Annotated in this window: 23 protein-coding genes and 1 pseudogene; 16 read left to right on the top strand and 8 right to left on the bottom strand. The window is 52.1% G+C overall.

All coding sequences use genetic code 11. The features are described 5' to 3' along the window. Positions 1-54: 54 nt before the first annotated feature. Positions 55-1,743, bottom strand: a complete 1,689-nt coding sequence (locus ACYYKW_RS07525) for a serine/threonine protein kinase (protein ID WP_464989773.1) — start codon at positions 1,741-1,743, stop codon at positions 55-57. 316 nt (positions 1,744-2,059) lie between these two features. Here ACYYKW_RS07525 and ACYYKW_RS07520 point away from each other — a divergent pair, with 316 nt between their 5' ends. Together ACYYKW_RS07520 and ACYYKW_RS07515 are read left to right on the top strand one after the other, a co-directional pair. Then, on the top strand, positions 2,060-2,305 hold the full coding sequence (locus ACYYKW_RS07520; protein WP_464989772.1) for a hypothetical protein: 246 nt from the start codon (positions 2,060-2,062) through the stop codon (positions 2,303-2,305). Continuing rightward, complete coding sequence (locus ACYYKW_RS07515; protein ID WP_464989771.1) at positions 2,298-2,714, top strand: hypothetical protein; 417 nt, start codon at positions 2,298-2,300, stop codon at positions 2,712-2,714. Before ACYYKW_RS07520 ends, ACYYKW_RS07515 begins: the two co-directional genes overlap by 8 nt. A gap of 315 nt (positions 2,715-3,029) precedes the next feature. On the opposite strand, the gene ACYYKW_RS07510 is transcribed toward ACYYKW_RS07515, so the two are convergent. Together ACYYKW_RS07510 and ACYYKW_RS07505 are read right to left on the bottom strand one after the other, a co-directional pair. After that, complete coding sequence (locus tag ACYYKW_RS07510; protein ID WP_102623987.1) at positions 3,030-3,401, bottom strand: type II toxin-antitoxin system RnlB family antitoxin; 372 nt, start codon at positions 3,399-3,401, stop codon at positions 3,030-3,032. Then, entirely contained in the window at positions 3,398-4,447 is a 1,050-nt protein-coding gene (locus ACYYKW_RS07505) for an RNase LS family HEPN domain-containing protein (protein WP_464989770.1), read from the bottom strand. Before ACYYKW_RS07505 ends, ACYYKW_RS07510 begins: the two co-directional genes overlap by 4 nt. Positions 4,448-4,875: 428 nt before the next feature. Here ACYYKW_RS07505 and ACYYKW_RS07500 point away from each other — a divergent pair, with 428 nt between their 5' ends. The 4 genes from ACYYKW_RS07500 (at position 4,876) to ACYYKW_RS07485 (ending at position 10,726) form a co-directional block, all read left to right on the top strand. Further along, the gene (locus ACYYKW_RS07500; RefSeq protein ID WP_169900583.1) at positions 4,876-5,364 is read left to right on the top strand and encodes an RHS repeat domain-containing protein; all 489 of its coding nucleotides are present in this window, start codon (positions 4,876-4,878) and stop codon (positions 5,362-5,364) included. Positions 5,365-5,596: 232 nt separating this feature from the next. Further along, the gene (locus ACYYKW_RS07495) at positions 5,597-7,705 is read left to right on the top strand and encodes a hypothetical protein (protein WP_464989769.1); all 2,109 of its coding nucleotides are present in this window, start codon (positions 5,597-5,599) and stop codon (positions 7,703-7,705) included. Next, positions 7,680-9,617: a dynamin family protein gene (locus ACYYKW_RS07490; protein WP_464989768.1), complete on the top strand. Its 1,938-nt coding sequence runs from the start codon at positions 7,680-7,682 to the stop codon at positions 9,615-9,617. The genes ACYYKW_RS07495 and ACYYKW_RS07490 overlap by 26 nt, the downstream gene beginning before the upstream one ends. Further along, a complete protein-coding gene (locus tag ACYYKW_RS07485) occupies positions 9,614-10,726 on the top strand; it encodes a hypothetical protein (protein WP_464989767.1) in 1,113 nt (370 codons plus the stop codon). The genes ACYYKW_RS07490 and ACYYKW_RS07485 overlap by 4 nt, the downstream gene beginning before the upstream one ends. Positions 10,727-10,751: 25 nt before the next feature. On the opposite strand, the gene ACYYKW_RS07480 is transcribed toward ACYYKW_RS07485, so the two are convergent. Beyond that, positions 10,752-11,900 carry a hypothetical protein gene (locus ACYYKW_RS07480; protein WP_464989766.1) on the bottom strand — a complete coding sequence of 383 codons (1,149 nt, stop codon included), beginning with the start codon at positions 11,898-11,900 and terminating at the stop codon, positions 10,752-10,754. 493 nt (positions 11,901-12,393) lie between these two features. Between ACYYKW_RS07480 and ACYYKW_RS07475 the strand changes: the two genes are divergently transcribed. The 3 genes and pseudogenes from ACYYKW_RS07475 to ACYYKW_RS07465 all read left to right on the top strand — a co-directional run bounded on the left by ACYYKW_RS07475 (position 12,394) and on the right by ACYYKW_RS07465 (position 13,975). Next, positions 12,394-12,501 (top strand): AraC family transcriptional regulator, encoded by a 108-nt coding sequence (locus ACYYKW_RS07475; RefSeq protein WP_464989765.1) that lies wholly within the window; start codon positions 12,394-12,396, stop codon positions 12,499-12,501. Continuing rightward, positions 12,479-13,060: pseudogene (locus tag ACYYKW_RS07470) on the top strand (conjugal transfer nickase/helicase domain-containing protein); the annotation flags it as partial. The gene ACYYKW_RS07475 and the pseudogene ACYYKW_RS07470, both read left to right, overlap by 23 nt. A 156-nt stretch (positions 13,061-13,216) precedes the next feature. Further along, positions 13,217-13,975: a hypothetical protein gene (locus tag ACYYKW_RS07465; protein ID WP_464989764.1), complete on the top strand. Its 759-nt coding sequence runs from the start codon at positions 13,217-13,219 to the stop codon at positions 13,973-13,975. A gap of 109 nt (positions 13,976-14,084) precedes the next feature. Here the strand turns inward: ACYYKW_RS07465 and ACYYKW_RS07460 are convergent, their stop codons facing one another. The 4 genes from ACYYKW_RS07460 to dbpB (ACYYKW_RS07445) form a co-directional block, all read right to left on the bottom strand. Beyond that, positions 14,085-14,552: a hypothetical protein gene (locus ACYYKW_RS07460; RefSeq protein ID WP_464989763.1), complete on the bottom strand. Its 468-nt coding sequence runs from the start codon at positions 14,550-14,552 to the stop codon at positions 14,085-14,087. A gap of 122 nt (positions 14,553-14,674) precedes the next feature. Then, a complete protein-coding gene (gene queD, locus ACYYKW_RS07455; RefSeq protein WP_464989762.1) occupies positions 14,675-15,037 on the bottom strand; it encodes a 6-carboxytetrahydropterin synthase QueD in 363 nt (120 codons plus the stop codon). Positions 15,038-15,079: 42 nt separating this feature from the next. Beyond that, complete coding sequence (locus ACYYKW_RS07450; RefSeq protein ID WP_464989761.1) at positions 15,080-15,517, bottom strand: hypothetical protein; 438 nt, start codon at positions 15,515-15,517, stop codon at positions 15,080-15,082. 32 nt (positions 15,518-15,549) lie between these two features. Further along, positions 15,550-16,605, bottom strand: a complete 1,056-nt coding sequence (gene dbpB, locus ACYYKW_RS07445) for a DGQHR domain-containing protein DpdB (RefSeq protein WP_464989760.1) — start codon at positions 16,603-16,605, stop codon at positions 15,550-15,552. 181 nt (positions 16,606-16,786) lie between these two features. On the opposite strand from dbpB (ACYYKW_RS07445), the gene ACYYKW_RS07440 reads away from it, so the two are divergent. From ACYYKW_RS07440 to ACYYKW_RS07410, 7 genes are all read left to right on the top strand, one after another. After that, on the top strand, positions 16,787-17,722 hold the full coding sequence (locus ACYYKW_RS07440; RefSeq protein WP_029290756.1) for a hypothetical protein: 936 nt from the start codon (positions 16,787-16,789) through the stop codon (positions 17,720-17,722). After that, on the top strand, positions 17,719-18,840 hold the full coding sequence (dbpB, locus tag ACYYKW_RS07435; protein WP_029290753.1) for a DGQHR domain-containing protein DpdB: 1,122 nt from the start codon (positions 17,719-17,721) through the stop codon (positions 18,838-18,840). The genes ACYYKW_RS07440 and dbpB (ACYYKW_RS07435) overlap by 4 nt, the downstream gene beginning before the upstream one ends. After that, positions 18,837-20,135 (top strand): tRNA-guanine transglycosylase DpdA, encoded by a 1,299-nt coding sequence (gene dpdA / locus ACYYKW_RS07430; RefSeq protein ID WP_102623977.1) that lies wholly within the window; start codon positions 18,837-18,839, stop codon positions 20,133-20,135. Before dbpB (ACYYKW_RS07435) ends, dpdA begins: the two co-directional genes overlap by 4 nt. After that, the gene (gene dbpB, locus ACYYKW_RS07425; RefSeq protein ID WP_464989759.1) at positions 20,132-21,187 is read left to right on the top strand and encodes a DGQHR domain-containing protein DpdB; all 1,056 of its coding nucleotides are present in this window, start codon (positions 20,132-20,134) and stop codon (positions 21,185-21,187) included. The genes dpdA and dbpB (ACYYKW_RS07425) overlap by 4 nt, the downstream gene beginning before the upstream one ends. Positions 21,188-21,214: 27 nt before the next feature. Then, positions 21,215-21,916, top strand: a complete 702-nt coding sequence (queC, locus tag ACYYKW_RS07420; protein ID WP_073638900.1) for a 7-cyano-7-deazaguanine synthase QueC — start codon at positions 21,215-21,217, stop codon at positions 21,914-21,916. A gap of 63 nt (positions 21,917-21,979) precedes the next feature. Then, complete coding sequence (queE, locus tag ACYYKW_RS07415) at positions 21,980-22,615, top strand: 7-carboxy-7-deazaguanine synthase (protein ID WP_464989758.1); 636 nt, start codon at positions 21,980-21,982, stop codon at positions 22,613-22,615. A gap of 202 nt (positions 22,616-22,817) precedes the next feature. Next, entirely contained in the window at positions 22,818-25,091 is a 2,274-nt protein-coding gene (locus tag ACYYKW_RS07410; protein WP_464989757.1) for a hypothetical protein, read from the top strand. The last annotated feature ends 80 nt before the right edge of the window (positions 25,092-25,171 follow it).

The raw sequence follows: 25,171 nt of genomic DNA, 5'->3' as shown, positions 1-25,171 counted from the left end.
ACCCATTCCCACTCTGCCACAGATCGTTCCCTCCACTGGTGATGCTGGTGGTCGTTAGAGGGGCTGAGGTGTCACAACGGCAAAAGCCTGCTGCAGCTCAGACAGACGGGTACGAGCCGCTTCACCGTTCGCTGCCAGACGTTGTTGTCGTGTCCATCGCCCTTCGTGAATCACTGCGCTGTAGTCCCCGACCTCTGGAATTTGAAGGTGTCTCGGCATGACCGATTGCTTCATTACCAACAAGACAAAGCTGGTAAGAATCACGTCCTGAACCGTACGTTCGCCGAGCACAGCATTTAGTAGATGCTCACGCTGGATCATTGGCTGCGTGTCATCGTGAACGATTACAAATACAGGGAGATTGAGGTCATGGGAAAGCTCGGTTGCGGCTGCCCAGGAGTAAGTCAGACGATCCCGTAATACATGGAGCTTTGCAAACTCGGCAGGAAGGTCTTCAGGTTTATGCTCAAGGATTCGGAGCATATCGGCTTCGACTGCTTCATCGATGAATGTCTCTAGCGACCACTCCTCAAGTGACGCATCCATTTCTATCCGGTAAACCTCTCCAGAAGAGGTATACCAAACAAGCTCCCCTCCAGATGCCTCCACCCAAAGATAGGTACAAAGCTGGTAATCGCCATTAAAGTCCCACCGGATCCTTACATAGCCGAGCTCAGCCCCAGGTTTGATATCCACCTGTTGCGCGGTCACGGAACCACCGCTCTTGTTCCTGACCTCTCCGTACCCCCGTATAGCCCATTCCAGCGCTTGTCCAACGCGCGTGGATCGTTTGGCATTACTCTGGAAATCCATATTTTCTAGAAGCCGCTGAAGGCGCTCTTTTCGGTCAGTCGGCGCTGGCTGCAAGTGCCGAGATAGAATCTTGAGCAAGTCAGCCCGCATCAACTCAGGACTCTGGTACCGGTCGCTGACAGAATACGCGAATGCCTTATCGAAGAAATTCCGAATGCCACTTCGCTCAAACCCTTCAAAAAATGGCCTCGACTTTTCTCTCTGGTGAGGAAGCTTGTTTTGCCCATCTTTAAGCTGGGTCGGATTTCTACCAGTGAAGAGATAGAAGAAAATCCCGGCGACCAAAGTGAGATCGGAAACCGGACTGCACTTGTCCAAACTGCCTCCATTCAACTCGGGCAGCGACAGAAATCTGTTGCCGAGTTCGTCGCCTTCTCGGGTAAGCGGCGACTGTGCATCACGGCTGTGGTCGAAGGAGATACCAAAGTCGACTAACACGGGAGACGGTACATCACCATCCTGCATGATAATGTTTTCCGGTTTGATGTCCCTGTGCAGAATTTCGGCTGCATGCGCCTGAGCGACCGTATCCAGAAGCTGCAGAGTGGTCGTAATCGCCTGATCAAGGCTGACCTTTTGGACCCGATTGCGCCATTGGCGCATGTTGTCGCCTTCGATGAATTCGGTCGCGATGTACAGCGTGATGTTCTTGTCCTTATGGCGATCCGTATTAGTCTCAATCAGGCTTGGTACTTCAAGCCCCGCCAGAGATCTGTAAGCCAGAGCCTCCCTATAAAATCTTTCGCGTCGCTCACTGTTCTTCCGGCTCTTCTCCTGGATGACTTTTATGAAAGCAATTTTCTGATCACTCTTGCGAATAACCTTGTAACCAACACCCTGCCCACCTTCTCCAGCTCCTTTAAGAGTATCCCAGCGTTCCTCGAACGAAGCAGCCTTGACCCATATTTCATTCGGTGACTCTACCTTCACGTTCCTTGCTCCTGGCTTCCCCATTTGGGGTTATCTTACTCGATGAATCGGCTTTGTATGGAGTTGTAGGGCCAGTTCAGTATCAGGTGGCCGGCTCTTGATTTCAGGCGTAGAAAGCGTCTTCGCACTAACTCTGAATCTCCATGCTCCGTGTTGCCTTCTGCTTCGCTTAACAGCATCGGCATCCCGGATTTCTGATTTGCGGCTCAATGGCTGGCCCATCGGTTTCCCGTGTCAACGCTTCACCCTGCACCTCACAGTGCAACATGCATGTTGACGCCGATGCCGAATTGACCCCAGCCGGCGAGGATCTCGCATGAATACGTACCGACACACGTTCGCAGCCGTCTGCCCGTCCGACGGCGAAACCATTGTTTATCGGCTTGAGTTGAGGTCCTTGTCGATGATCCATGTTGAGCACATCCGGGCAGCTACCGCGCTGATCAAAAAGGGATGGCACGAGCAGATCGTTGATCGACTGGCTGAATCCCTGGGCGGCGATCAAACCATCATCGCCACGCACCAGGGCGTCGAGATCGAAACAGTGAGGCTTAGTGGATGATTGCATACCACGGCACGCCGGTCGCTGGCACCCGCCAGGACGGCGCCCGGTCCTTGCCGGCCGGCATGCCCTGGTGCCGTTCCCGCGTCAGGACGATATTGGCATCGTTGCCAATGTCTGCCAGTCGTTCGTGTTCGACAACGGCGCGTTTTCGGTTTGGAAGAAAGGCGGCAAGCTGGATGTTGATGGCTACACCGCATGGGGTGAGCAATGGCACCGGCATCCCGCTTTAGACTGGGCGCTGATCCCGGATGTCATTGACGGCGACGAGTCGGCCAACGAACCGCTTCTGGAAGCCTGGCCCAGAGAGTTACGCGGCGTGCCGGTCTGGCACCTGCATGAGTCACTGGATAGACTGCAACGCCTGGCCGTCGATTGGCCGCCAGTGGCCATCGGCAGCTCGGGCTAATGGGCACACCCGGGAACGGCCGCCTGGTGGAAGCGCATGGGTTCGGCGATGGATGCAATCTGCGATGACCAAGGCAGGCCAGCATGCCGCCTCCACGGACTCAGGATGCTCGAACCTGCGACATTCCAGAATCTGCCCTTCGCGTCAGCCGACAGCACAAACGCCGCGGTGAACGGCGGAAGCATCAGCCGGTTCGGTATGTACGTACCACCTACTGCGGGACAACGGGCTTGTGTCATCGCAGACAGAATCGAAGCACACAACAGTTCATCGATTTGGAGCGGGCCGCATTCGTCGACCTTCGAGTTAATATAACTAGAACGGTATACCGCGACGCACTGCAAACTTCATAGCAGGTGTCAGCAATACATCATCTATAAGCTTCGCACTACGCTTTAGCATCTCAGCTGACACCTTACTGAAGCTCATGTATTCCATACTGGCTTCTTGAATGCTGTCTATAGCAAATTTCTTTCCGTCGAATTGCGCCAAAAAATATCTATTAATTTTAGTACCATTCGCCAGCAGAAGATCAAAAACAACAGCCCCCTTAACCGATTGCCTATCCAGCTCTTGAGAAATTTCTTCAAGACACTCAAAAGGGCTATGGTAATTGGCCGCCAAAATAAAAGCTGATACTCCCAAGCTATTAGGAAGCTCAGTACTTACCAAATAGTCAGATTTCATTTCATGAGCCTCTTAGAAGCCGCCTCGATTAATTCAAAAACTTTGCTAACTATAGCTTTTGCTGTCGAAAAATCCAGAATTCTACTGGTAGTGCTTGGTGCGTCCATATGAGCGGTTCGATGACGCTCCGCGCTATAGTAAGCATAGCATTCGTCTATCACCTCAGCGAGCGCTACGCCACCATTTGCAGTGACGTGAGTTGCTTGATCCTTTCCCAACTTACCATCCCGAAAATAGTCACCAAAAGTAGACTGCTTAGCCGGCTGGAGGTTCCCTCGGATCAACAGATCCTTAACGAACCCTTCTAAACCGCGCAATGCAGGAAGAGCTACACATGAGTAGTCTTCTACAGGCAGTTCGATTTTCGCGAGCGCGAAAGCAGAGCTAAGTTGAATTCTTACTGCATCCGATATGAAACCGTGCGCAGCGGGAAGAACCGCTAAAAGCCCATCTTTAACTTGTTGAACAGTTAATTCTACAGCGTAAATTTTTGACTGTGCTTTAATAACATCATCAAGCGAAAGAACCGAGCCAAGATAGTCACTAACAATCGCTGCGAGCTGCCTATACTTCCCCTGAAACTGAAGCGTACCCGAGTTATAATGCTTGATGACTAAGCTATCACCCAGAGAACCTACAACCCTGTACATCTTACACAGGGCGCCACCGTCGACCTCACTAACTTGGGCCCCCGCCTCCACCAGAAAGTCTAGAATAGGTACAACATGTTCTGATGGAAAGCGTGGTAAAGACACATTCAAACTTGCCGGGGTAGGCGTAACACACTCCTCGATGATTTTATTCGCGAAGTGTTCAAATGTATCCGGACAATGACCCGCAGCCTTCCCCAAGGAAAAAACTCCTCCCGATACAGGAAAGATCTTCATAAGAAAAACGTTATCTTTAACATGGAACCGAAGATGCTGTTCTTTATCGTTCTTTTTTTCGAGAACAGGATTAGTCCCACCATGCCGCTCAATACATGGAGCGATACTATCAAAGTTAAGATTTAGGTCTTTGTACTTCTTAGCTTCGGACTTACTCATTTCTTAAATATTCCATCCATAGGAACGCAGATACTACTCGATTCAAATGATGGCGAAAAGCCTCCGCCATTTATTGGTGCTACCCACTCGTCAGATTTCTCCCTAGGCATTGATAGCTCAATTTGGCTTTTTTGCAACAACGAGTCGATCCACCCTCTAAACAAACAAAACTGCCGAACCACATTTGTTCGCCACCCCCGTCAAGGAGAGCTACCTCGATTACAGAGGCAAGCGTGTCTTGAATGTGAGGATCTCGTCGACCTTGATCGAACGCTGCGCAATCCTTTTTGATGCACTGATCAAAGAGGGTGAGGCTGAAGGTTACCCCAAGAAATCAGCGCAGGCCCTGCAATGGCAATCAAGCGGTTGGCGCTGAGAAGACGCCGAGCGCGACGCCCCCTGTGGTGCTGTTCAACGATAAGGGGGTGATGCAAAAGTTCGAAAACGTCGACATACAACGCGACGATCAAGGACACCTGCTCGCCCTGCGCCAGGGCGACAAAGCCGTGGTCACCTTCCGCTACGGCGATGCCGGCCGCGTGGTGAAATTCACCACTGCAGAAGGCTATGGCGGCGATTTCTACTACAACGAAAAAGGCTGGCAAACCTCGCACAAAAACGCCTGGAACTGCACCTATGGCTTCAACTACAACACCGCCGGCAGTCTAGCCGGCGCCATCTGGCCGGACGGCAGTCGCATCACGACTTTCTACGACCCCAAGACAGCCAATGTCACTTCATTCATTGATCGCCAGGGCGAGATGGAAAGCTACACCGTACTGCAAGGCGCACCCGACCAAAAAAGTCATGCTAAACCGCACGCAAAACGGCAAGAACAAGAAAATGTACGACATGACCTACAACTGCCAATACAACACCCAGGGTTTGCCTATGAACGAAAAAGTCATGAAGCGTGACGAAGGCAGTGAATGGATTGATTCGGAAAGCACTTTTTTGAGCGGTAGCACGTTTGTTTTGGCGCACCGCCAACCAGTACGCAATCATTGTCGTGAAAACGACCGCTAAACATTTCCGTTAGGCGGTCGATATGTTGGCGAACCATTTTTCTGCGGCGTAGCCAGATTCGCCTCAAGGCTTCGTCAGGGCTTGGCCACACTCGCCAAGTACCGTTTAACAAGGAGTTCCGGCATGTACGCCACCCTTATCGACCCGGTCAACGAAGCACTGCGGCAAATCCTCAACATCGCCGTGCAATTCGACCGCACCAACACCGAGCGCGAAAAAATTCGCGCGGTGTTACGCAAGTTGCTAGTCATTCGCGAAATGCACTCGACTTATTTCATTTGCGTAGGCGGCACCCAAGGCGCCGGCAAAACCCACTTGCTACGTGAACTCTACGGTCTGGATGATTGGCTGCAGGACAATCCGGGCCGTGGCGAATGTCGCCCGCTGTTTATCCTCGAGCGAGACTGTGAAGCACCCTACGCCCGTGGCGTGGATGAGTACGGCGAAGAACATGAGATCAACCAGGAGACCCTGGCCAAGGAACTGCGCAGTTTCTCTACCGGTGAACGTTTCCTGCTGCTGCGTTTGTATGTGCCCCGCCGCCACTTCAGTGATGGCTTCGGCTTTTTGCTGCTGCCTGGATACGAACGGCTGAGCCGTACCAACAGCCTGTGGCAGGAGGAGATGCGCGACACGCTCAAGCATGCTATGGGCAGCATCATGGTCACCAACGCCAATGCCCTGGCGACTAACGCAACTAACGAAGTACTGGTCGACATGTTGGAAAACGCCCTTCAGGGCCGCCAACCGATCATTACCATCGGCCGTACCGAAGGTAAAAGCGACGATGAGCGTGACACGCTGCGCCTTTCGGCCGCGGAAGCCTGCGAAGTACCTGCCGAGGAACTGGATCGCATCCTGTGCGTCGGGCGTGGCGAAGAGTACCGCGCGCACTGGGTTCCACAACTGATCGAAGCGCTGGCCAAATACGCTCAGGTGCCTGAAAGCATTCACCACCAGCGCCTGACGGATCTGCGCTCCATCGTGGAGTTGGAACTGGAAGCCGCTGTGACCTTGCTCGAATCTTTGGTCGAAGACGCCGGCGCACGCGCCAGCGCCCAGGACGCACTGATTGACTCCATCCTTAACAAATTCCGCCAGTCAGTCGTCAGCTACCGCAAAAAGTATCAGAAGTCCTTGCACCATTACGTTGACCAATACGCACTTCTAGCCACGGTTAGCGCCAAAAAAGCCTACGGCGACGAGGAAGAAGGCTGGGGCAACAAACTACGGACCGCCAAGGACTTCTTCCTGCTCAATGCCAGCGAAACCGAGCAACGCTTTATCGATCGCATCAATCTACACTGGGAAAACCAGGCCGGCCAAACCCCTGTTGATGCCACCTATCTTGCGTTGACCCACGTTGCCAACGACCTGCTCGCACTGGGCCATGCCCCCAAAGAGCATCTCGACGCCCAGGCCCTGTTAAGCCTGCGCAATGAAGATCGGCCTGGGCAGTACCTCGGTTACGAAAAAGCCGATGGTGGAGCCATCTCCCCCTTGAGCAACAGGGTCGACCCGCAGTTACTTCAAAAACACGTTTGCCTGCTGCTCAACGAGACCTCCAGCGAAAATCATCTCGACACCGGCACCACTCGAACCCAGCAGTTCAATACTGCCCTACAACACATACCAGCGCTGACCATGGAATACCTGCGCATGAGCCAGGGCATCGCACTGTGCCGGCGCAGCGTCATAGACACTTCGCAACTGGTGAACTACGACCCCGTCCAACTCGCCAAAGACATTGGCGAAACGCTGCCCAAGTTTACCCAAGGTGCCCAGCAAGCCATCCGTGCCCTGCTTGCAATCACTGCCGTGGATTTGGCCATTGACGGAAGCTTCGACGTGATTCCCGCGCTGGCCGGGGGCGCAGCCACTGGCCTTGGCGCCACCTTATCGATGGCCGTAACCGGCATGTTGGGGCTTGGGTTCATTGGCTACAAAGCGGCCAGTTCGGTGCATCACTACGACGTGGGCAAACGAAACTTCATCGGCGCCAGCATCGAGCGCTTCAAGGATCACTTGGTCGAGACCAGTCTTGAGCACTATGACGAACTGATGGAGACGATAGAGGCACGTATCCAGCGCAATCTGAGCCTTGCCTACGGCGTTGACATTGACCAATTCGCCGAACGCGATGCGCTGGCCCGGTCACTGCGGGCTCTGGACGTTTCGCGGCGCAATCTGGAAACCGAGATCGACCGTGCCCATTCCCGCTACCTGGCTTGAGCGCCATCGACAACGTCACGATTGGGCATTGCAAGCCTTCGACCGGTTTGTTCACGAACTAGCGCCGGAGGTCAGTGATCAGGTCAGGCGCTCCGACCAAGTGACGGTGGTGGTCTATGGCGCGACGCAAGTCGGCAAGACCACCCTCATTCTCGACCTGCTTGGGCTAGCGTCGAGCACTCACGACGAAGTGGCCCGTGTGCTGCGTGGCGGCCAAGCCGTGGGCAAGTCTGCCACGGCAATGCCGCTGCGCTACGGTCGTGCGCCCGATGACAACTGGTACATCGGGGGTGACCAGCCAATGGACGAGGCCCAGGCTACTCAGGCACTGGCCGATATTCGCCGCACAGTCGAGCAAGGCAGCCGGCAGAATACAGACCTGACCGATATCCTCATCCCCGACCGGTTGTTCCCCGCCGAGTCTGGCAATGCGCTGGACGTGGACGTCAAGCTGATCGACTTGCCCGGGTTGGACGCACGCAACCGAAACGAACAGCAACTGGTAGAACAACTCGCTCGTCGTTATGTCACCGTGGCGGACCTGGTGCTACTAGTGACCCAGGCCAGCAGCCTGGGCTTCCTTCGACCGGAAAACCTGCGGATCGAGGAACTGGCCCACTGGGCAAACCAGCCAGTACGTTTTCGCGTGGTAGTGACTTCTTGTTTCTCCCTCAGTAGCGTGCGCAAGCACTTCCTCAATACTCCGCTCGACGTACACGAAGTACGTCTAGCAATGATCAGCGAGATCGAAACTCTCGAACTAAAAATCCCTTCACGCTTTGCCGACAATCTGTATGTGCTTGAACTGGGCGATTCCGCTCGTGATCTGGCCAACACCGACCCTGAGTACTATGCGCACATTGCACCGGTGGTCAGTGAATTCAGACAGCAACTGATTACCGACATCAAAGATGCGTCCGGACCGTTCTCGCGGTTGTTCGCGGCCTTTCAACTGGATAGCCTCGTACAGGGTCAAATTTCGGTGTTCCGAGCGCGCTACGAAGAGCGCAAGGCAGAGCTGGATGAAGAACTGGAGGTGTTGGAAAAACAACTGGGCAAGCACTACCCGACGCTGTCCGATAGTCCCTGGTTAGAGATGCTTGAGGATCACCAAACAAGCCTCGACGAGCAGCACACGACTCAAAAGCAGCTGGGTGCCGTTCTGTCCAAGTTAGTGCACACCGAGTGCAAGACGCTGTTTGAATCATTATTCGAAGGCTCGCCGGTCAAGGTAGACTCCGAAACCGTGTCAGCGCTGCAAGAGGCACTTGAAGAGGAAAAAGAGCGTCTGAAACAACGGTGCCAGGGTTGGACAGACATCTTCAATGAACTATTTGAGCGTGTGGCTGCAGATCATCTGAAGGCGCCTTTAAGCGAATGTGTTGACCGGTTGCCTCGCATCACCTTCGATGACAAAGACTTCCACGCCATCGCCTATGTCCTGGATGACTACAGCAGAGACAGCTACTTCTGGTCGTCGAACTTCGAAAACGACAGGATAGTGCTGGACATGGCTTTTCGTAAAAGTCAGCAACGCCATGCATCTCTTGCCCATCAAAGCTTCATTGACGGCTTCCGCGCGCAAGCCGAGAAAATCGAGAAGACCGTGCGCGCGCTCAAAACACAGAAGCGAAACGTGGCAGAAAAGCTGCAACAACTACACGGCCACCAGGACACCCTTGCGAAACTACAGTCAGAACTGGATGCAAATCTGGCCAGGATGACCAGCTCGCTGCAAATCGCCGAACACTTTGAGCGACGGGTCAATGACGCCTTCGTACAAGCCCTCCAAACCGTCAAGACAGGTATCGCCAAGGGCTCAACCGCTATGGACAAATTCCTGGCCGTGCTGAATACCCATTTGCTGATCAACGAAGCGGAAAAACTCTACGCCGGAAAACCCTCGACGTGACTGACAACACAGTTCAAGACGAAATGCAAGCCGCCAGGCAAGACATGGCACAGCTGCTCAACGATATCGTGATCGCGCCACTGAAAGACGAACTCACTGCCCTGCTGGACGGTGCGCTGTATCCGCTCGACAAAGAGATCAAGGACCGCCATGACGGCCTGATGGCGCAGATAAGCAAGATCAAGCGAACGCTCGATCGCCACTACCCCGCTAACAGCCTTGCCCTCGACGAACAATTTCAAGCATTGCTGGACGGCCAACACGATGCCGAACATCAGGCACACACCCGAACTAACGACCTGGCAACGACACTGAGCGCCCAAACGGAAGCATTCAGTCAGCAAACCCTGAAAGCGCTATCGAGCCAAACCGAAGCGCTCGATGGCCTTTTAAGTGAACACCAGCAGGCCTTCCAAGCCCATACCCAAGCGCAACTGCACGCCCTGAACGACGCCAACCGGCTAGCCCATCACGAAAGCAATGAGCGGCTGTTCGAGCAGATGTCCAGACTGGCAGATACCCAGCAAAGCACCGAGGCGCTGGCAGTCACCCGGGCGGAGCATCTGCTCGAGACGTTGAGCACTCAAGCCGAAACGCTCGGCCAACAGACCCTGCAAGCTCTTAACACCCACAGCCAAACGCTCGAAGGGCAACTGAACGACCATCACCAGGCGTTTCAGCTCGACACGCAAACACAACTGAAGGCACTGAGCGAAGCAAACCAGTCAGTCCATCGCGAGGGCAACGATCAGTTGCTCGAGCAACTGCAAAAACTCGGCAAGGAGCATACGAAGCGCCTGGAAGCACTAATCGCCGTGTTGGCCAGCAAGGGCCGCACCTCTGTGGAGCAGGCCATTGCCCAGCAGGACCAGCGCGTGCAAGTCACTCTCTGCACGCAAGCAGTCCACGCCAGTACGCAGCACAAATCCACTTTGCAAACGCTAGCAGCCATTCACCAGCATTTACTGACGCAGGACGCCCGGGTCGACGACCTGCAAGTCAATCTGCAGCGAACCGCAGGACATGCCAAGGCCTTGGTCTACACCGTCGTCCCAGTAGGCCTGTTGAGCCTCGGAGCGCTGGCCTACTTGATCCTGCATATCGGCTAGCTGCCCTTCAGGCTCACTGTCCTTTTCACCGCATAACAAGCGCATGCAACGTATGGAACAGGTGCTCGAGAATTTTTCCAGCGGATACGTCCCTGTCGGGATTCGAGGTGTCGGTCGTGAACGGCTTGTGCCCTCTGTAGAACGTTTCTTGCAGGCTCAGCACCTGCGCTCGTTGTAATCGCATGGGCATGCAGGGTGCGGTCCAGGAAAGCAGCAGGCAGAGAATCACCGTTTCTCGCAATGCTCCCCTCGGCCGACCATCATTTGACCTTGCCAGGGCCTCAAACAACTTTTGCAGGAAGCAAGACAGATGGAACAGTTCGTCCTTGTCCAACTCGAGCCCGTGGCGATAGGAGACCTTGACGTGACAATCGAAGCGGTGCTGTTTGTCCATTTCAGGTAGAGCCTGGCCAAGAAAATGGAGTTCGCTGGCCGCCCTCAGCACATCCGGTTGCACACCCTTGACGACAAAGTCGAAGTGTTCAAGTAGATGCTCGTCACCCTGATCTGGTGGGTTGTGATGCAACATCACCGATGGCAAAACAGGCTCTCTGGGTGAAGCGTCACGCAACTCGGCCTCGACATATAAACCGAAACGGGCCAAACCGTTCAGTGCCCGCAGAATGATCTCGACCAGTTGTTGACGGTAATCCCGGTTAATGTGGCCTTGATGGTCGAAGATGCGACCGTCAATTTCCTTGATTTCCCACAGGATGTTATGCAGAGGATCGGTTGTATCGTGATACCAAGACTTCAACCTCTGCGCGGCTACGGATTCCGGTTCCATCAATGCCGCATGATTCCTGGTTTGCCGAAGTGCTTGCAGCTCGTCTTGCAACCGCGTGACTTCTTGCTCGGAAGCCTTGAGCCTGGCTTGAAGCTGCCTGTTGTGCGCCTTGAGGCTTACGGCGAGGTCCTGCCCCACCGCGAGCTTGTCCAGCCGGATTTGCCCCGCGACCTGATGGTCAAAACGCGCAACCGGCACTCGCCGTCCCAGCCCCAGCAACTGATCACACCAGTTAGCAAAGGTCAGGTCCATCGACGCGCTTGCAGACAAACGCCCCTTCAGAGCACGGTCAAGCCCCCACTCATCCAAGCCGGAAAAATCCGCCAGGACACCATATTTGCTCAGAACACTCAGTTGAACTGCCTTGGCCTTGTTCGCTAAACCCACACCTGCTCTCCCTGGCTCAACAATGTCTGCTGACGAATCGTCGAGAGCATGCCAGCGGACTAGGCAAACTGCCAGCATCGCGTGAGTCGGAATCGAGCAACGAAAGCCAGGCCCACACGTGACTCACTGCTGAGCTGGGCCGGTGCAGGACCTCAGGATTTTCGTCGACATTCCTTTTTCCGCCCTAGTTCTGAAAACAGCTGGCGAAGTCTTGTTCTTGAGATAAGCAAATCGTGGCTTTTTTCTGCAGGCACATATCCAGAGACGGCTGACAGGTCATACGCGCCCATCGACACCATCGCCTCCGCCATCTTTATACGACAAAGCCCTGATTTTTCAGGGCTTTGTCGTTTCTGGCTTTTGATAAAACTTCACAGCCCACACTTCAGCCCAAACCCTGGATGAAGTATGGCTTTTCGACCAGCGGCTAATTTTTCGAAAAGTTTCTTGCCTGGCGATTTAGGATCCGTTCGAAGCATTTTACTTTTTTACTGTGCCGCGTCGCCGCGAAGTCAGCGAAGCAGCCTTTAATTGCGGATTTAATGACCTTTCTCATTTCAGCAAATTGTTCAAGAAAACCGGCATCACCACCAGTGCCTAAGACTGTGAGTACAGGATCGCGTCAAAGCTCCTTGTTGCCAGATCCCATAGCGATGGAAGATGCCGACTATCTCGGAACGCTACTGGATATGTTCGACTCGGCAGAACCTGAAGTTCGTGAAGAACCGTCAGAAAGCGCTCTCGGAATTTCAAATCCCACTTCGGACAACCCTGGCCAGGCATTCCTGAATTGGGTCAAGGAAGGCATCCTAAGCCACAAGCTGATCATCAACGACAGCAAGGCCAAGGTGCACACCGTGAGCGGTTTGGTGTTTTTGGTAACACCTGGCCTCTTCCAACGCTACGCCCAGGAGTTTCCCGGTGTCTCACAGGGTGCCAATCAAAAGATTGAAGAATGGCGCTGGGTGCAGAAGCAGTTCGAGAAACTGAATGTCCACAGGAAGCGAGGCAACGGTCTGAACATCTGGGCTTGCCAAATCGAAGGTCCGCGGAAGAGAGCGACACTCAAAGGTTATTTACTTGAAGAATCAAAACTGCTGTTCGAGTCGATACCATCCGATAATCCCTTTCTTAAAATCGACAAACTTCCAATGACATAGCGCCAAATAGGCCAGGCGCATAGTTCGGTGGGGCACCGCGACTTACCTGAGCACGGACAGGGCCGTCACATACATCGTCTTACTAAGCTCATGGTTGGCGAAGGACAGTAGCAGCTACATTGACAGCATTATGTCTTTTAGCCACTAATCAAGTAGATGGAAATCATCAATGGCCACCGACTCTGCGATCAAGAAGATCACAAGGGAACCCACATGACATCGCTTACTAAGGTAAAGGCCCCCAAGGGTTCACTTAAGACCCTACTGGAGCAATGGACGGCGATGGTGGAGCGTTACGCGGCGATCCATAAGTATGTCGATAACTGCTGGTGGTACAACGAGCGTGCCACTCTTAGCTCGCTGGCCGGCGCCGCCTGGTCCATGGAAAACTGGGTGGCCTTGGAGGAGTTCTCCACGGGCAAGCGCCACAAAGTTAAAGCCGATGGCGTGGAATCGGGCGACCTGCGCCCGGGACGATGTGATCTCTATGTCACCAATCACAAGGTTTGCTTCGGTTTCGAGGCTAAGCAAGCTTGGCAACGGGTCGGGCCACGCTCCAACCCGACACGCAATGTGCACAAGGGCTTACAGGCTGCCTGGGAGGACAGCGGGCATCTGGCTAACGACACAGACCACCGTTTCGCCGCCACCTTCATCGTGCCTTCGCTGCCACTAAACGCCGTCACCGGCGAATTAGGGAAGGTGGACCCGGAACAAGTCATGGCGCTGCTAAATACCTGGTTAGAGGGGCAGCGGGGATTTATACGTCCCGGAGGCAAAGAAACCAGTTATGCCTACACCTTTCCACACCTCGGTCATGAAGGCTTCATTTCCGGTCCCAGGTATTACCCCGGTGTGGTGCTAGTGCTCGAAGAGAGGTTCAGGGCGGCTAAGTTGTTGGATGGGGAGAACTGAGTTTCGGTGCAATGCAACGTTGCCGGATTAGCACCTGTGGTACGGGATCGCCTGACACCATAACCTGCCTTTCTCACTCGATACATACGCCTTGATCAGAGCCCAAACATTACTCCACCTCAGTATCTAATTGTATCGACACGACTAACGCTCGACGATAATGTAAAGGCGATGCATGAAAATCAACGACCAGCACGTGAGGTGCAACGGACACCAATGTCTTTATCCGTTCCACAGGAACTGAGACGTAGACCGAGATCAATCGACCATTTGCGCTCATCGAGCCAATACTTGGAGTAACAGATTCTTTGGCGATGAAGGCAAACCCTTCCACCAATTGAATCTCTATCTCCGGATACTTAAATTCCTCTGGATAAACCACAGTACCTTTGAAAGTGAGGACAGCGAATTCTTGGATAGCGTCCTCCCCAGACGATACTTCGCGTCGGGTAGCCATTCGAAATGACCACGAAAATCCCCAAGAAGTAATCTTCGCCTGGTACCATTTAAGAGAATATGGTGAAAGAGTCTGAGCACGTCTACCACTTTTACCTCGACCGCTGTTAGGCTTTACCATATCCACCTCCCTACAGGGCCGAGCTAGACAAGAAAATCACCAATAAACTCGACAATGAAAGCCTAGACTTATCCAGTGAACGACACACTGCGCATAGTTCTACTTTCTTTACACGAGAGTGGTTATACCTCCGGCCCTCTATAAATACATCCACTTGAACATGTCTCGTGAATACGTACTGCGGATAGCTCTGGAAGCAATGGCTTTAGCTCCTGCCAAACCCAAACGGCTAAAACCTCGCTCGTCGGATTTTCCAGTCCGGGAATTTCATTAAGATAATTATGATCCAAGCGTTCATACAGAGGCGCGAATATCTCCTTTATCTCGGAAAAATCCCTGACCCAACCCGACGTTCTATCGACAGGGCCATCAATATAAATTGCAATACGAAAGGAGTGACCGTGCAGGCGCCCACATTTGTGCCCATCTGGAACATTGGGCAGTCGATGAGCGGCCTCAAAAACGAACTCTTTAAAAATCTCCACTGTTCCTCCAGCATCTCACGCGACAAAAACCAAACAGCTAGACTAAACTTTCCAAGACTCAAGGTCGACGCATAACGTTTCAAACAAAAACTCTACAACTTTGGCTCGCCCCTCACCCAGCGCTGATGCAATGGTGATCACGGAAACCAAAATGGAGTTAACAGTGTGCAAATCGGTTACATCACTCAAACAATTCAATATTTCTTCGAATTTCCCCAACATAGCAGTTTGGGAAAAATTTAATGCCTGCACCACATGGGTAGATGGCGTCAGGTAGAGAATATTCGCACGCGTCCGTAAACCGTAGGCTTCAGTCAGCATGCCATACCCTTCCGAAGGGAAAGCTTCGTCCTGCCCTGAAAGCCTTCTCAATGCTTCCTGAAAAGCCATGGATAGATGAAGAATGACTTCAGAGAACTCTTTTACACTGGCGTCACTGGCCAGGGCTGGAGACAGATCCGAGGAAACCAAAGTAGTCATAATGCCTCCTAAATATTAGTAATGAGCACCAGTTAGCTAGGTACGAGTTCCGAACTTCGAACCACCCTGGTCAAATGATCAGTCAAAAGATGAATATCACCATGTAAATTCTGAACTCCATTCCATGGCCGGTTGCCTGTTTTGAATGACCACTCTCCCGAATCGAGCGTCCAAGCTGTATATCCTTGTAGCTTTCTAAGGCCTAACTTGAATACTGGGGCCAGTGGCGCTCCTGTAGAACACAACTGCTCCATGACGAACCCCATGGAAATAATCCCCGCGCTATGGACGAGACGAGAGCTTTTAGGCGTGTGCCCATGCCAAGCATTTCCAAACACCTCCTGGACCGCCTGGAAAAACTCACTGATGGCCAAGAAACACCGATCTTCACCTCCCGACAACTCAATCACCTCCCGACAGTAACCGTCAGATAGCGAATTCATTACCAGTTTCTGGAGCGACGTATCACCGATGACCCCTGAGGGGTTGGTATGCTGCTTAATCTGTCCTTGCAAAGAAGATCGATCGTCATAATTCAGCATTTCCACGATGCGGGCTGCGCGGGCGCGGGAAGTCATTCTGAATGGAAGGCCGCTGACAGACGGGAGCAGTTCATATACCAGCGACTTCGGTAATGGACTGGTGTTGTTGACGAGAATAAATTGCCGGCGAAGCTCTTCCTGATTTTCACACACAAGAGCAGACACCAGTAGCTGGAACGAACTCCCCTCGAGCCCTGCTAACGCAGATAGGCGCTGCTGACCATCCACAACGAACCCAGGAGGGCCGGACGAAATATCCACCTCAATTTCTGCATAGGCTCCATTTCCTTCCACCACCCGGACTCCACTGGTAAACGCTAACACCACAGCATTGGGCATTACCGCATCGGGACGGGAGAGGTAGTCGCGGATCTCTCGTATGTGCTTGGAGACCTGTGGCCGTTGAAAGCCATGAAGGGCGCCACGATCATCACGCTTGACTCGGTCGATGCTAGCGATCGCCAAAATCTGCTCAACGGTAGCCGCAAACGATACCACTTGGTGGGTTGGGCTCTGTAACGCCTTGATTGCGCTGAACTTAAGCAATGAGTCTCTTCCTTCATCGAACGGCCCCCCAGAAAGAGGGGTAGCAGCAGTATTGAGGCTCTTATACCAACCCTTCCGCATAAAAACTAGCCTAAGCGCATTGGCCCATACAGTTATTAAATGGTAAATTGTCAGCCTCAGATAAATGCAGCACCCGTCAAAACAGGCCTACAGTTTTCCCATGAGAACCGTCATCATCACCAACTGCACCAATCGAAAACGTCTCGACGGCCTGCCGCCGGTGGTGCTGAACGACGAGTGTTATTCATCGATTGCAGCCATGGCAAAGGCGTGGAAGGGGCAAATAGACGAACGTCCCACCACTCTGATGGCATCTTCACTTTACGTGGGCAGAAGCGTTTCTGACGCGAGGCGCGTAGCAACGAAGTTGGACGCGAAGCTAATGTTTGCGTCGACCGGCTTAGGGTTGATTGAAGGCGATCAGAGATGTCCACCGTACAACCTGACGGTGGCTCAGGATCCGAATTCTATCATCCCACGCCTCGAAAAATTGGGTGTGCGCGCATCAGATTGGTGGGAAGCCGTGAATGTCACCCAATCAAAGGGAAGCGCCCTAGCGGACCTCGTCAGCCAACCCGACATTGACTTGGTGCTCATTGCCCTCTCTTCAAACTATGTCCAGTTGATAGGCGAAGACCTTGGAAAAATCAGGGACACGCAGATCGACAAGCTCAGAATATTCACTTCGCGCCCAGGCATCGAGATGCTTCCCAGCCATTTACGACGCATAGCGATGCCCTATGACGAACGCCTTGAAACCTCAACACTGCCAGGCACTCGCAACGATTTCCCTCAGAGAGCCCTGCGTCATTTCATTGAGATTCTTGAACTGTCGAGTGCTCCTGCTGAGATCGCTCGAAAGAGTGTCAGCGCGGCGATGGATCTTTTATCCCTAGCAAAAACGACCATCCGGCGGCGCGCATCGGACAGTGAAATTGCCTACATGCTTGAGTGTGTGTGGGCTGACTACCAAGGCAGTTCCACCCGATTGTTACGCTACTTAAGGGACGACGCCTTGGTGTCGTGCGAGCAATCGCGCTTTCGGAGGATCTGGCAGGACATCAAAGGTCAAGACAGCATAGAGAGCAAAGCATGACGAGCGAAGATGCGATTGTGGTGCGTGCACTACGCACCACGCAAGGCGACAACCTTGATGTGTATGCATTATTCATCAGGGGATCTGACCTGGTCCGAATTGCCGACATCAGCCGCCTGTCTCGGGAAGACAGCAGTCCCCTCAAGGGTTTTCAGCGCCCCGAGATTAAGAGTCATGTCAAAGGGATCACTGAGTACCTCAATCAGGGAAATGTACTTTTTCCCAATGCTATTATCTTAGCGCTGTCTCCTGACCTGCGTTTTGTTGCAGCACGCGGAAGCAAGCCGACAGGCGACGCGGGGCTATCGCAAGCGGGTACGCTGACGATCCCTATCAGGGAGGAAGGAATGAGGTCTGCCTGGATCGTGGACGGGCAACAACGCTCATTGGCGTTGGCGAAAGCGGCCAATTCGGATCTTCCTGTGCCAGTTATCGGTTTTGTATCCGACAGCCTGACCACCCAGCGCGAGCAATTTATTTTGGTCAACAAGGCCAAACCCTTGCCCACTCGACTGATCAACGAACTACTGCCGGAGACGGGCAGCATCCTTTTGCCCCGCGAACTGAGTGCTCGCAAGGCACCAGCTGAGTTGTGCGGGCTTCTTAGCCGCGATCCAAACTCCCCTTTCCACAAACTCATAAAGCGGTCGTCCGAGCAAAATAGCAAGGCAGTGATCACTGACACCGCTGTAATAACGATGATCCGCAATAGCATCAGTAATCCGTTGGGGGCGTTGGCTCCCTACACCTCCAGCACCGACGGTGCGGCGAACGTTGAGTCCATGTACAACCTACTGACGACCTTCTGGCGGGCAGTGCGTGATACGTTTCCAGAGGCGTGGGCACTTGAATCCAAGAGCAGTCGACTCATGCACTCAGCGGGGATCATCGCCATGGGAGTGCTTATGGATCGGATCTACGCCAAAATCGGTGGTCAGCGCGAAACCTACGAAGCAGTGCTACAAGAACTGGCCAGAGTAGCTCCTTACTGCGCTTGGACAACAGGTCAGTGGCCGATGATTAATGTCCAGTGGAATGAAATCCAAAGCACCCCTCAAGATATCAAGGCGCTGCAAGAAACCTTGATCCGCCTCTACATGACCAGCGCTCACCAATGAAATTTTTATACGCCGACACCCAAGACTACGTAGACCCGGACTACGATTTCATCAATGATCGAAATGCGCCAGGCCGGAAGAGATACTGGGATGACCAGTATGCGCACGAAATGATGACCCCCGTCCCTTATGATGGGCTCTTGGTCTCGATGAGCGCAGTGCGACCTGCAAATGGCGTCGCTAATTCGAAGGTTCGGTACTCGACTTCCGAACAGCAACGCTTCCTCAGAGAAGGCGCGCGCAAATTTCTACGACTCGATGGCATTCAGTTCAAAGATACGATGGTCCTAGGTGACTGCGGGGCTTTCGCCTATGTAGAGCACCCTACCCCTGCGTATAGCCCAAGCGAAGTAGTAGAGTTCTACTCAGATGCGGGATTCACCCACGGTTGCTCGCCGGACCACATCATATTCAACTGCGACTCCAGCAATCCTCCAGCATTGAGCCAGTCGGAAGATGTGCTGTTTCGGTACGAAATCACGCTCAAAAATGCGCAAGAGTTTCTGCGTTTAGTGAAGGAGGCTGAATGGCCTTTCGAACCTCTTGGAGCGGTACAGGGTTGGTCTCCTCAAAGCATGGCGAACGCTGCAAAACAACTCGAAGACATGGGTTATCGCTACTTGGCGATCGGAGGTCTAGTACCTTTGAAAGTCGATCAAATCCATGAAGTTCTGAAAGAGCTTCGAGCGGTCCTTAAGCCCGAGACAAATATTCATCTGCTGGGGTTTGCTAAAGCCGAGAACATCCATGAATTCACCGGATATGGCATTACCAGTTTTGACTCAACCTCCCCCCTTATACGCGCATTTAAAGATGCTAAGTGTAATTACTACATGGGCAACAATACAAGCAAACTGGACTACTACACAGCTATCCGCATTCCTCAGGCGATTGAAAATCCACGCCTGATGCAAGGAATAAAAAAAGGCACTCTGAGCGCAGAGGAGTTACAAATCAAAGAAAAAGCGGCGTTGCTAGCAATCCGCGACTACGATAAAAACCTGCTCGACTTTGATTCAACTTTAGCCGTGTTAGTAGACTATCTCCGACTGACTCTTTCCGGATCGATATCATCATCAATAGAAATGGAAAAAGAAATCGCCAAGCATGTCCGACTAATCTCACCCACGCTGAGAGATAAACCGTGGCAAAAATGCCAATGTTCGATTTGTCAGTCAGCGGGTATTGAAACTATTATCTTTCGAGCCAGCAATCGAAACAAAAGACGTGGATTTCACAACTTAGGCGTGTACCACCGCCACCTTCAGAAAACTCTGGAACTTTCGAAACAATGATCTATCGATTTAAGGGTGTGCGCGCCCAACAGGCCTCCGGGCATGATGTATTTTCGTTCGCGGCCACTCCAAATGAAATTTTAGATTTTTCTGAAATTGAGAGAGTCGGCCGCGATGAAGAAGGCCACCTCAAAGGCTTTCAGCGCCATCAAGTCGCGTCGCACATCAGAGATATTCGTGACTATCTTCAGCGCGACGATGCATTGCTTCCTAACGCAATTATCTTGGCCTTTCTGGATGGGGTAACGATTAAAGACCTCGGCGAAGGGATTGTAGAGATCATTATTGATGCTACCGAATCCAAGCCAGGCTTTGTGGTCGATGGACAACAACGACTCAGCGCCCTTGCGACGATGGAAAAACCTGGATTCCAGGTATTTGTATCTGCATTGATTTGTAAAGACTACAACGAACTGCGACAGCAGTTTGTGCTCGTCAACAATACGCGACCGCTGCCAAAATCGCTGATCTATGAACTTTTACCGACTGTTGATGGCCTGCCAGAACGGTTCACAAGTCGTAAATTTGCTGCTCGCATTATTGATTTGTTGAACTTCCTGCCTAACTCCTCTCTATTTGGCGAGATCAAACAACATACGAATCCTAGAGGAGTACTAAGCGACATGGCGATGCAGAAGTTCGTAATTAACTCTGCGAATGATGGCGCGATTCGTAGCTTCATGAAGTTTGATGACTTTGAGGGGCGCAGCATCGAACTTATCAATAACTTCTTCCATGCAGTGCGTGTAGTTTTCAAATCGGAATGGGAAGGACTAGCGCCCAGGAATTCACGTTTGAAACACGGGGCGGGCCTGGTGTCTTTGAGCTTCGTTATGGAGTTGCTCTACTCCGATCAAGGCACAACCAGCAAGGAAGGCTTTATCAAAGGTCTAAAACTTTTGAAACCTCATACAGCATGGACAAGTGGTGATTGGCACATTTCTGAAACCGACCGCCGCCCCTGGAATGGTATACAGAACACGCCCACTGATATCGGATTGCTCACTAAATATCTGACCGAAAAACTCAAGCAAGAACTGAAACGGCGCTAAATTAGACCCAGTTCCGAGGAGAGCAGTATGCACACCAAAGCCTTAGTTCTTTTTTCAGGCGGACAAGATTCAACCACCTGCCTTGCCTGGGCGCTGGAACGTTACGAGCACGTCGAGACCATTGGCTTTGATTATGGCCAGAGGCATCGAATCGAACTCGAATGTCGGCTGAATATCTTGCAGGAGGTACGTAACAGATTTCCAAACTGGGCCAAGCGACTCGGTGAGGACCACGTGCTTGACCTCAAATTACTCGGCCAGATCAGCGATACGGCGATGACCGCTGAGAAAACTATAGAGTTTGAAAAGAATGGACTTCCCAATACGTTTGTACCCGGGAGAAATCTGCTGTTCTTGACGTTCGCAGCCACTATTGCCTACCGACGGGACCTCACAGTGCTGGTCGGGGGAATGTGCGAAACAGACTACTCAGGATACCCAGACTGCCGGGACAACACCCTCAAAGCCACCCAGGTGGCCTTGAGCCTCGGGATGGACGCTCCGGTAGTCATTGAAACGCCCTTGATGTGGCTCAACAAAGCGCAGACCTGGCGTTTGGCGGAAGATCTAGGTAATCGAGACTTTGTCAGCCTGATCCAAGAAGAGTCCCACACCTGCTACCTCGGGACCCGACAGCAGAAACATGAATGGGGCTACGGGTGTGGAACGTGCCCAGCTTGCGAACTGCGCAAAACTGGATATGAGCAGTACATTCAAGAACGAGATTGATGATGGTTCAGCGGTGGCGGGCCAGTGTACTCGCCACCAATTTGAATCAGATGAGTAACCAAAATGACTTACAGCATCAAAGAAATGTTTTACACCCTTCAAGGGGAAGGCAACCAAGCGGGTCGACCCGCGGTATTCTGCCGATTTTCAGGATGTAACCTCTGGTCGGGACGGGAACAGGACAGAGCTAACGCGATTTGTACATTCTGCGACACCGACTTCGTAGGAACAGATGGACAAGGTGGGGGTAAATTCAAAAATGCTGAAGCTCTCGCTCATGCTATTGATTCGTTTTGGCCAATATCCCACCAGAATCATAAGTATGTGGTATTGACCGGCGGAGAACCTTTACTTCAGGTCGATGACGCATTGGTAGATGCTCTGCACAAGCTAAACTTCAACATAGCTGTTGAAACCAACGGCACCGTCGCTCCCCCCTTGGGTATAGACTGGCTTTGTGTTAGCCCAAAATCAAGCGTTCAATTAAAGATCACCCAAGGTGATGAACTGAAGCTTGTATTCCCGCAAAGTGACTCCATGCCATATTTGTATGAGCACCTAAATTTTAAACATTTCTACCTTCAACCAATGGATGGCCCACATGCAAAAAAAAACACTGAGGCCACTGTTGATTATTGCAAGAGCAACCCTAAGTGGCGACTTAGCTTGCAGCAACATAAAATATTGATGATTCAGTAGAAATTACTTAACTCAGCCTTAACGCAGGATACAACTGCTTTCCTCGCGGCTGAACTGCTTGAGAACGACCTCATCCTATATCGCAGAAAAAGTATCGCACGTCGTTAGAAAATATATAGTAGATCTCATCCCTACCCTACCTCTTGCGGTCGCATCGCAGGTCTGCAATGCTCGGGATACAAATCTCTATTTTGAGTTTCGAATGGCCCTTTCGCTTAGCGCTTCTACGATTAAATCTTGGTTTCAGTACCGCTGCGAGCGCAAGACGCGCTACGAAATGATGGAATCCAATGAATTGGTCACTGCCGGTGTTGACAAGGTGCCCACGGATGTTGGCGCATGGGCTAGCCTAGGGAATGAGTTCGAAACTGCCATCATACAAAAACTTATCGCCATGGGACAAGCCTTGCCCCTTGCCCCTGGCGAAGACAAACTGAGCCAAGCACGTACAGAAGCTTTTTTACGAGGCAGCCTCCCGCATAATTATGCCCCACAGGCAACTCTAGACGCCCACCGTACTGCGAGTACCGCGCTGACCCTCCCAGACGGGATATCTCTTCGTCGCTCGTTTCCTGATCTCATACGAGTCGATCGTAGCGTAGAGCCGCCTGTATTCAGTATTATCGACATCAAAGGCACTCAGTCCGCTCGTGCGTTTCACAAAGCTCAAGTGGCTTTTTACGCCGAGTTGCTTGAAAAGCTTCTGGTAGATTTGCGAGTGCCAGGAGTTATTTCCTCTCAAGGAGAAATCTGGTGCATCAAGGAAGGAACCCTTGCAGACGAAGGCATACATCGGTCTGAGGTTTTTGACCTACAACCCTACCGCCGACTCGTGAAAGACTTTTTTAGTCGTGAACTGCTAACAATCAGCAAAAAAGAAGTATCACGTTATCGCGATGACACTTTTTTCCACATCTACTACAAATGCGAACAGTGCCAATACCTGCCGCACTGCATTAAAAACATCAATAAAGCCGATGCCGCGGATAGAGATATCTCAGCTGTTCCTGGACTTACCCACGAAGGCAAAAAAACGTTACTGCGTAGAGGAATAAGCAATTTAGGTGCGCTCACTGAAGCCCATCTTAACGCCCAAAGCCCTAACCTAAATTGGTCACTACAGCGAAGGGCTGAAGTATTGATCGCCCGTGCAAAGGCTCAGACTCAAGGAAGGCTTCAACGCATTCCGGACCTAGCGACATATTTAATGCCTCCGCGCGTGGACGCGGCACTCTACATTGTTGCAGACTATGACCCGGTAGAAGACAATTTAGTCACCCTCGGATACCGATTCAAGAGCGCGACTAAGAGTCACTCGATAGTGCGCGTACTGAAGGAAGGTGACAAATCAGCAGAAGCAAATGCAATTTCTGATGTTATGGGCAGTCTCATTGAAGACCTCACCGCGATTGATGCACATAATAAACAACACGTTGGAGATCTAAATGCGGAATTGCACGCACATATATTTCTGTTTGAGCCGACAGAAGCTCAGTACTTGCAGAACGCCATCGGTAGACATTTAGACGACCCAAGGATTAGAACCGGACTACTGCATGCGGTGAGGCTCTTTCCGCCTGAAGATTTGGTACCAGAACCGGAGTTGCGCGGTATACACCACCTTCCTGCGACAGCGCTCAGGAGCGTGTTCGAGCAATTGTTTGCATTGCCTGTACGAGTATCCTATGACCTTCGCCAAGTCAGCGAGGCGATCGCCGTCTGCGACGCGAATTTCTGCAACGTTTATAGGCCGCACGGACCGTTCCGGCGCGAGTTTTCATCGCTCTTAGCCATGGATGTAATTCGAGCTCTTCGTAACTCAGAAGATCGAGGAAATCTTGAAGCGATTAAAGCAGATGTCGAGGCTCGGCTTGAGACGACAGCGTCACTAGTTGAATGGTTACTTGAGGAAAACCTTAACTCCGCAAAACCTTTTTTGAGACTTAACAAAAGGCCATTTCGCTTCCAAGCTATGTTCGACCCACTAAACGCGAAGGACTTGGACATATTGCAGGCATACGAGTTGCTAGAGGCGCGTTCCTCGATGCTAGCTACGCTGGTTCGGCTTACTCAGGCGTTCCCGCAACGACGCGCAAGCGGACAGTGCATGGCAGAACTCAAACTTTTGAAAAGTGGCAATACTAACGGAAAACTATGGTTACTCTTCAAAATACCTCTGGAAAGCCAAGATAGCGATATATCCTCTGATGATTTCGCTCTAATTTTGACGAACGATGATCCTGATATTCGCCTCAACCCATATCGCTGGGGCGAATGCCGAGTATCGATCGCTCCTAGGCAAGATAAACACCAATTCGACAGTATCCTCGTGACCATTCACAAGCCACAAGAAAAACCGCTATTTCAGCAGTGGCTACGCGAAATCGAGGGCCCAGGCTGGTTCCTTGATCGGGTTTACGAAGACTTCACCAGCTACCGCGCTCAAGAATTTCTAGCCTACCTTGACGCTAAATAGAGTCCCGCCTGTGCAAACCAAGGATGACATCAAGCTTTTCCTTCGCAACCCCCAAGAATTTGCGTCCACGCTGCTCCCGA

It is taken from the genome of Pseudomonas sp. 15C, from assembly GCF_055484735.1.
Note: the sequence above shows the minus strand (reverse complement) of the source record. Positions and strands in the feature narration are given on the sequence as shown.

Coding starts and splice junctions, on each gene's coding strand:
- ACYYKW_RS07520 (WP_464989772.1), top strand. CDS start 2,060: ATGAATACGTACCGACACACGTTCGCAGCCGTCTGCCCGTCCGACGGC.
- ACYYKW_RS07510 (WP_102623987.1), bottom strand. CDS start 3,401: ATGAAATCTGACTATTTGGTAAGTACTGAGCTTCCTAATAGCTTGGGA.
- ACYYKW_RS07505 (WP_464989770.1), bottom strand. CDS start 4,447: ATGAGTAAGTCCGAAGCTAAGAAGTACAAAGACCTAAATCTTAACTTT.
- ACYYKW_RS07500 (WP_169900583.1), top strand. CDS start 4,876: ATGCAAAAGTTCGAAAACGTCGACATACAACGCGACGATCAAGGACAC.
- ACYYKW_RS07495 (WP_464989769.1), top strand. CDS start 5,597: ATGTACGCCACCCTTATCGACCCGGTCAACGAAGCACTGCGGCAAATC.
- ACYYKW_RS07465 (WP_464989764.1), top strand. CDS start 13,217: ATGGAAATCATCAATGGCCACCGACTCTGCGATCAAGAAGATCACAAG.
- ACYYKW_RS07460 (WP_464989763.1), bottom strand. CDS start 14,552: ATGGTAAAGCCTAACAGCGGTCGAGGTAAAAGTGGTAGACGTGCTCAG.
- ACYYKW_RS07450 (WP_464989761.1), bottom strand. CDS start 15,517: ATGACTACTTTGGTTTCCTCGGATCTGTCTCCAGCCCTGGCCAGTGAC.
- ACYYKW_RS07440 (WP_029290756.1), top strand. CDS start 16,787: ATGAGAACCGTCATCATCACCAACTGCACCAATCGAAAACGTCTCGAC.
- dbpB (WP_029290753.1), top strand. CDS start 17,719: ATGACGAGCGAAGATGCGATTGTGGTGCGTGCACTACGCACCACGCAA.
- dpdA (WP_102623977.1), top strand. CDS start 18,837: ATGAAATTTTTATACGCCGACACCCAAGACTACGTAGACCCGGACTAC.
- dbpB (WP_464989759.1), top strand. CDS start 20,132: ATGATCTATCGATTTAAGGGTGTGCGCGCCCAACAGGCCTCCGGGCAT.
- queC (WP_073638900.1), top strand. CDS start 21,215: ATGCACACCAAAGCCTTAGTTCTTTTTTCAGGCGGACAAGATTCAACC.
- queE (WP_464989758.1), top strand. CDS start 21,980: ATGACTTACAGCATCAAAGAAATGTTTTACACCCTTCAAGGGGAAGGC.
- ACYYKW_RS07410 (WP_464989757.1), top strand. CDS start 22,818: ATGGCCCTTTCGCTTAGCGCTTCTACGATTAAATCTTGGTTTCAGTAC.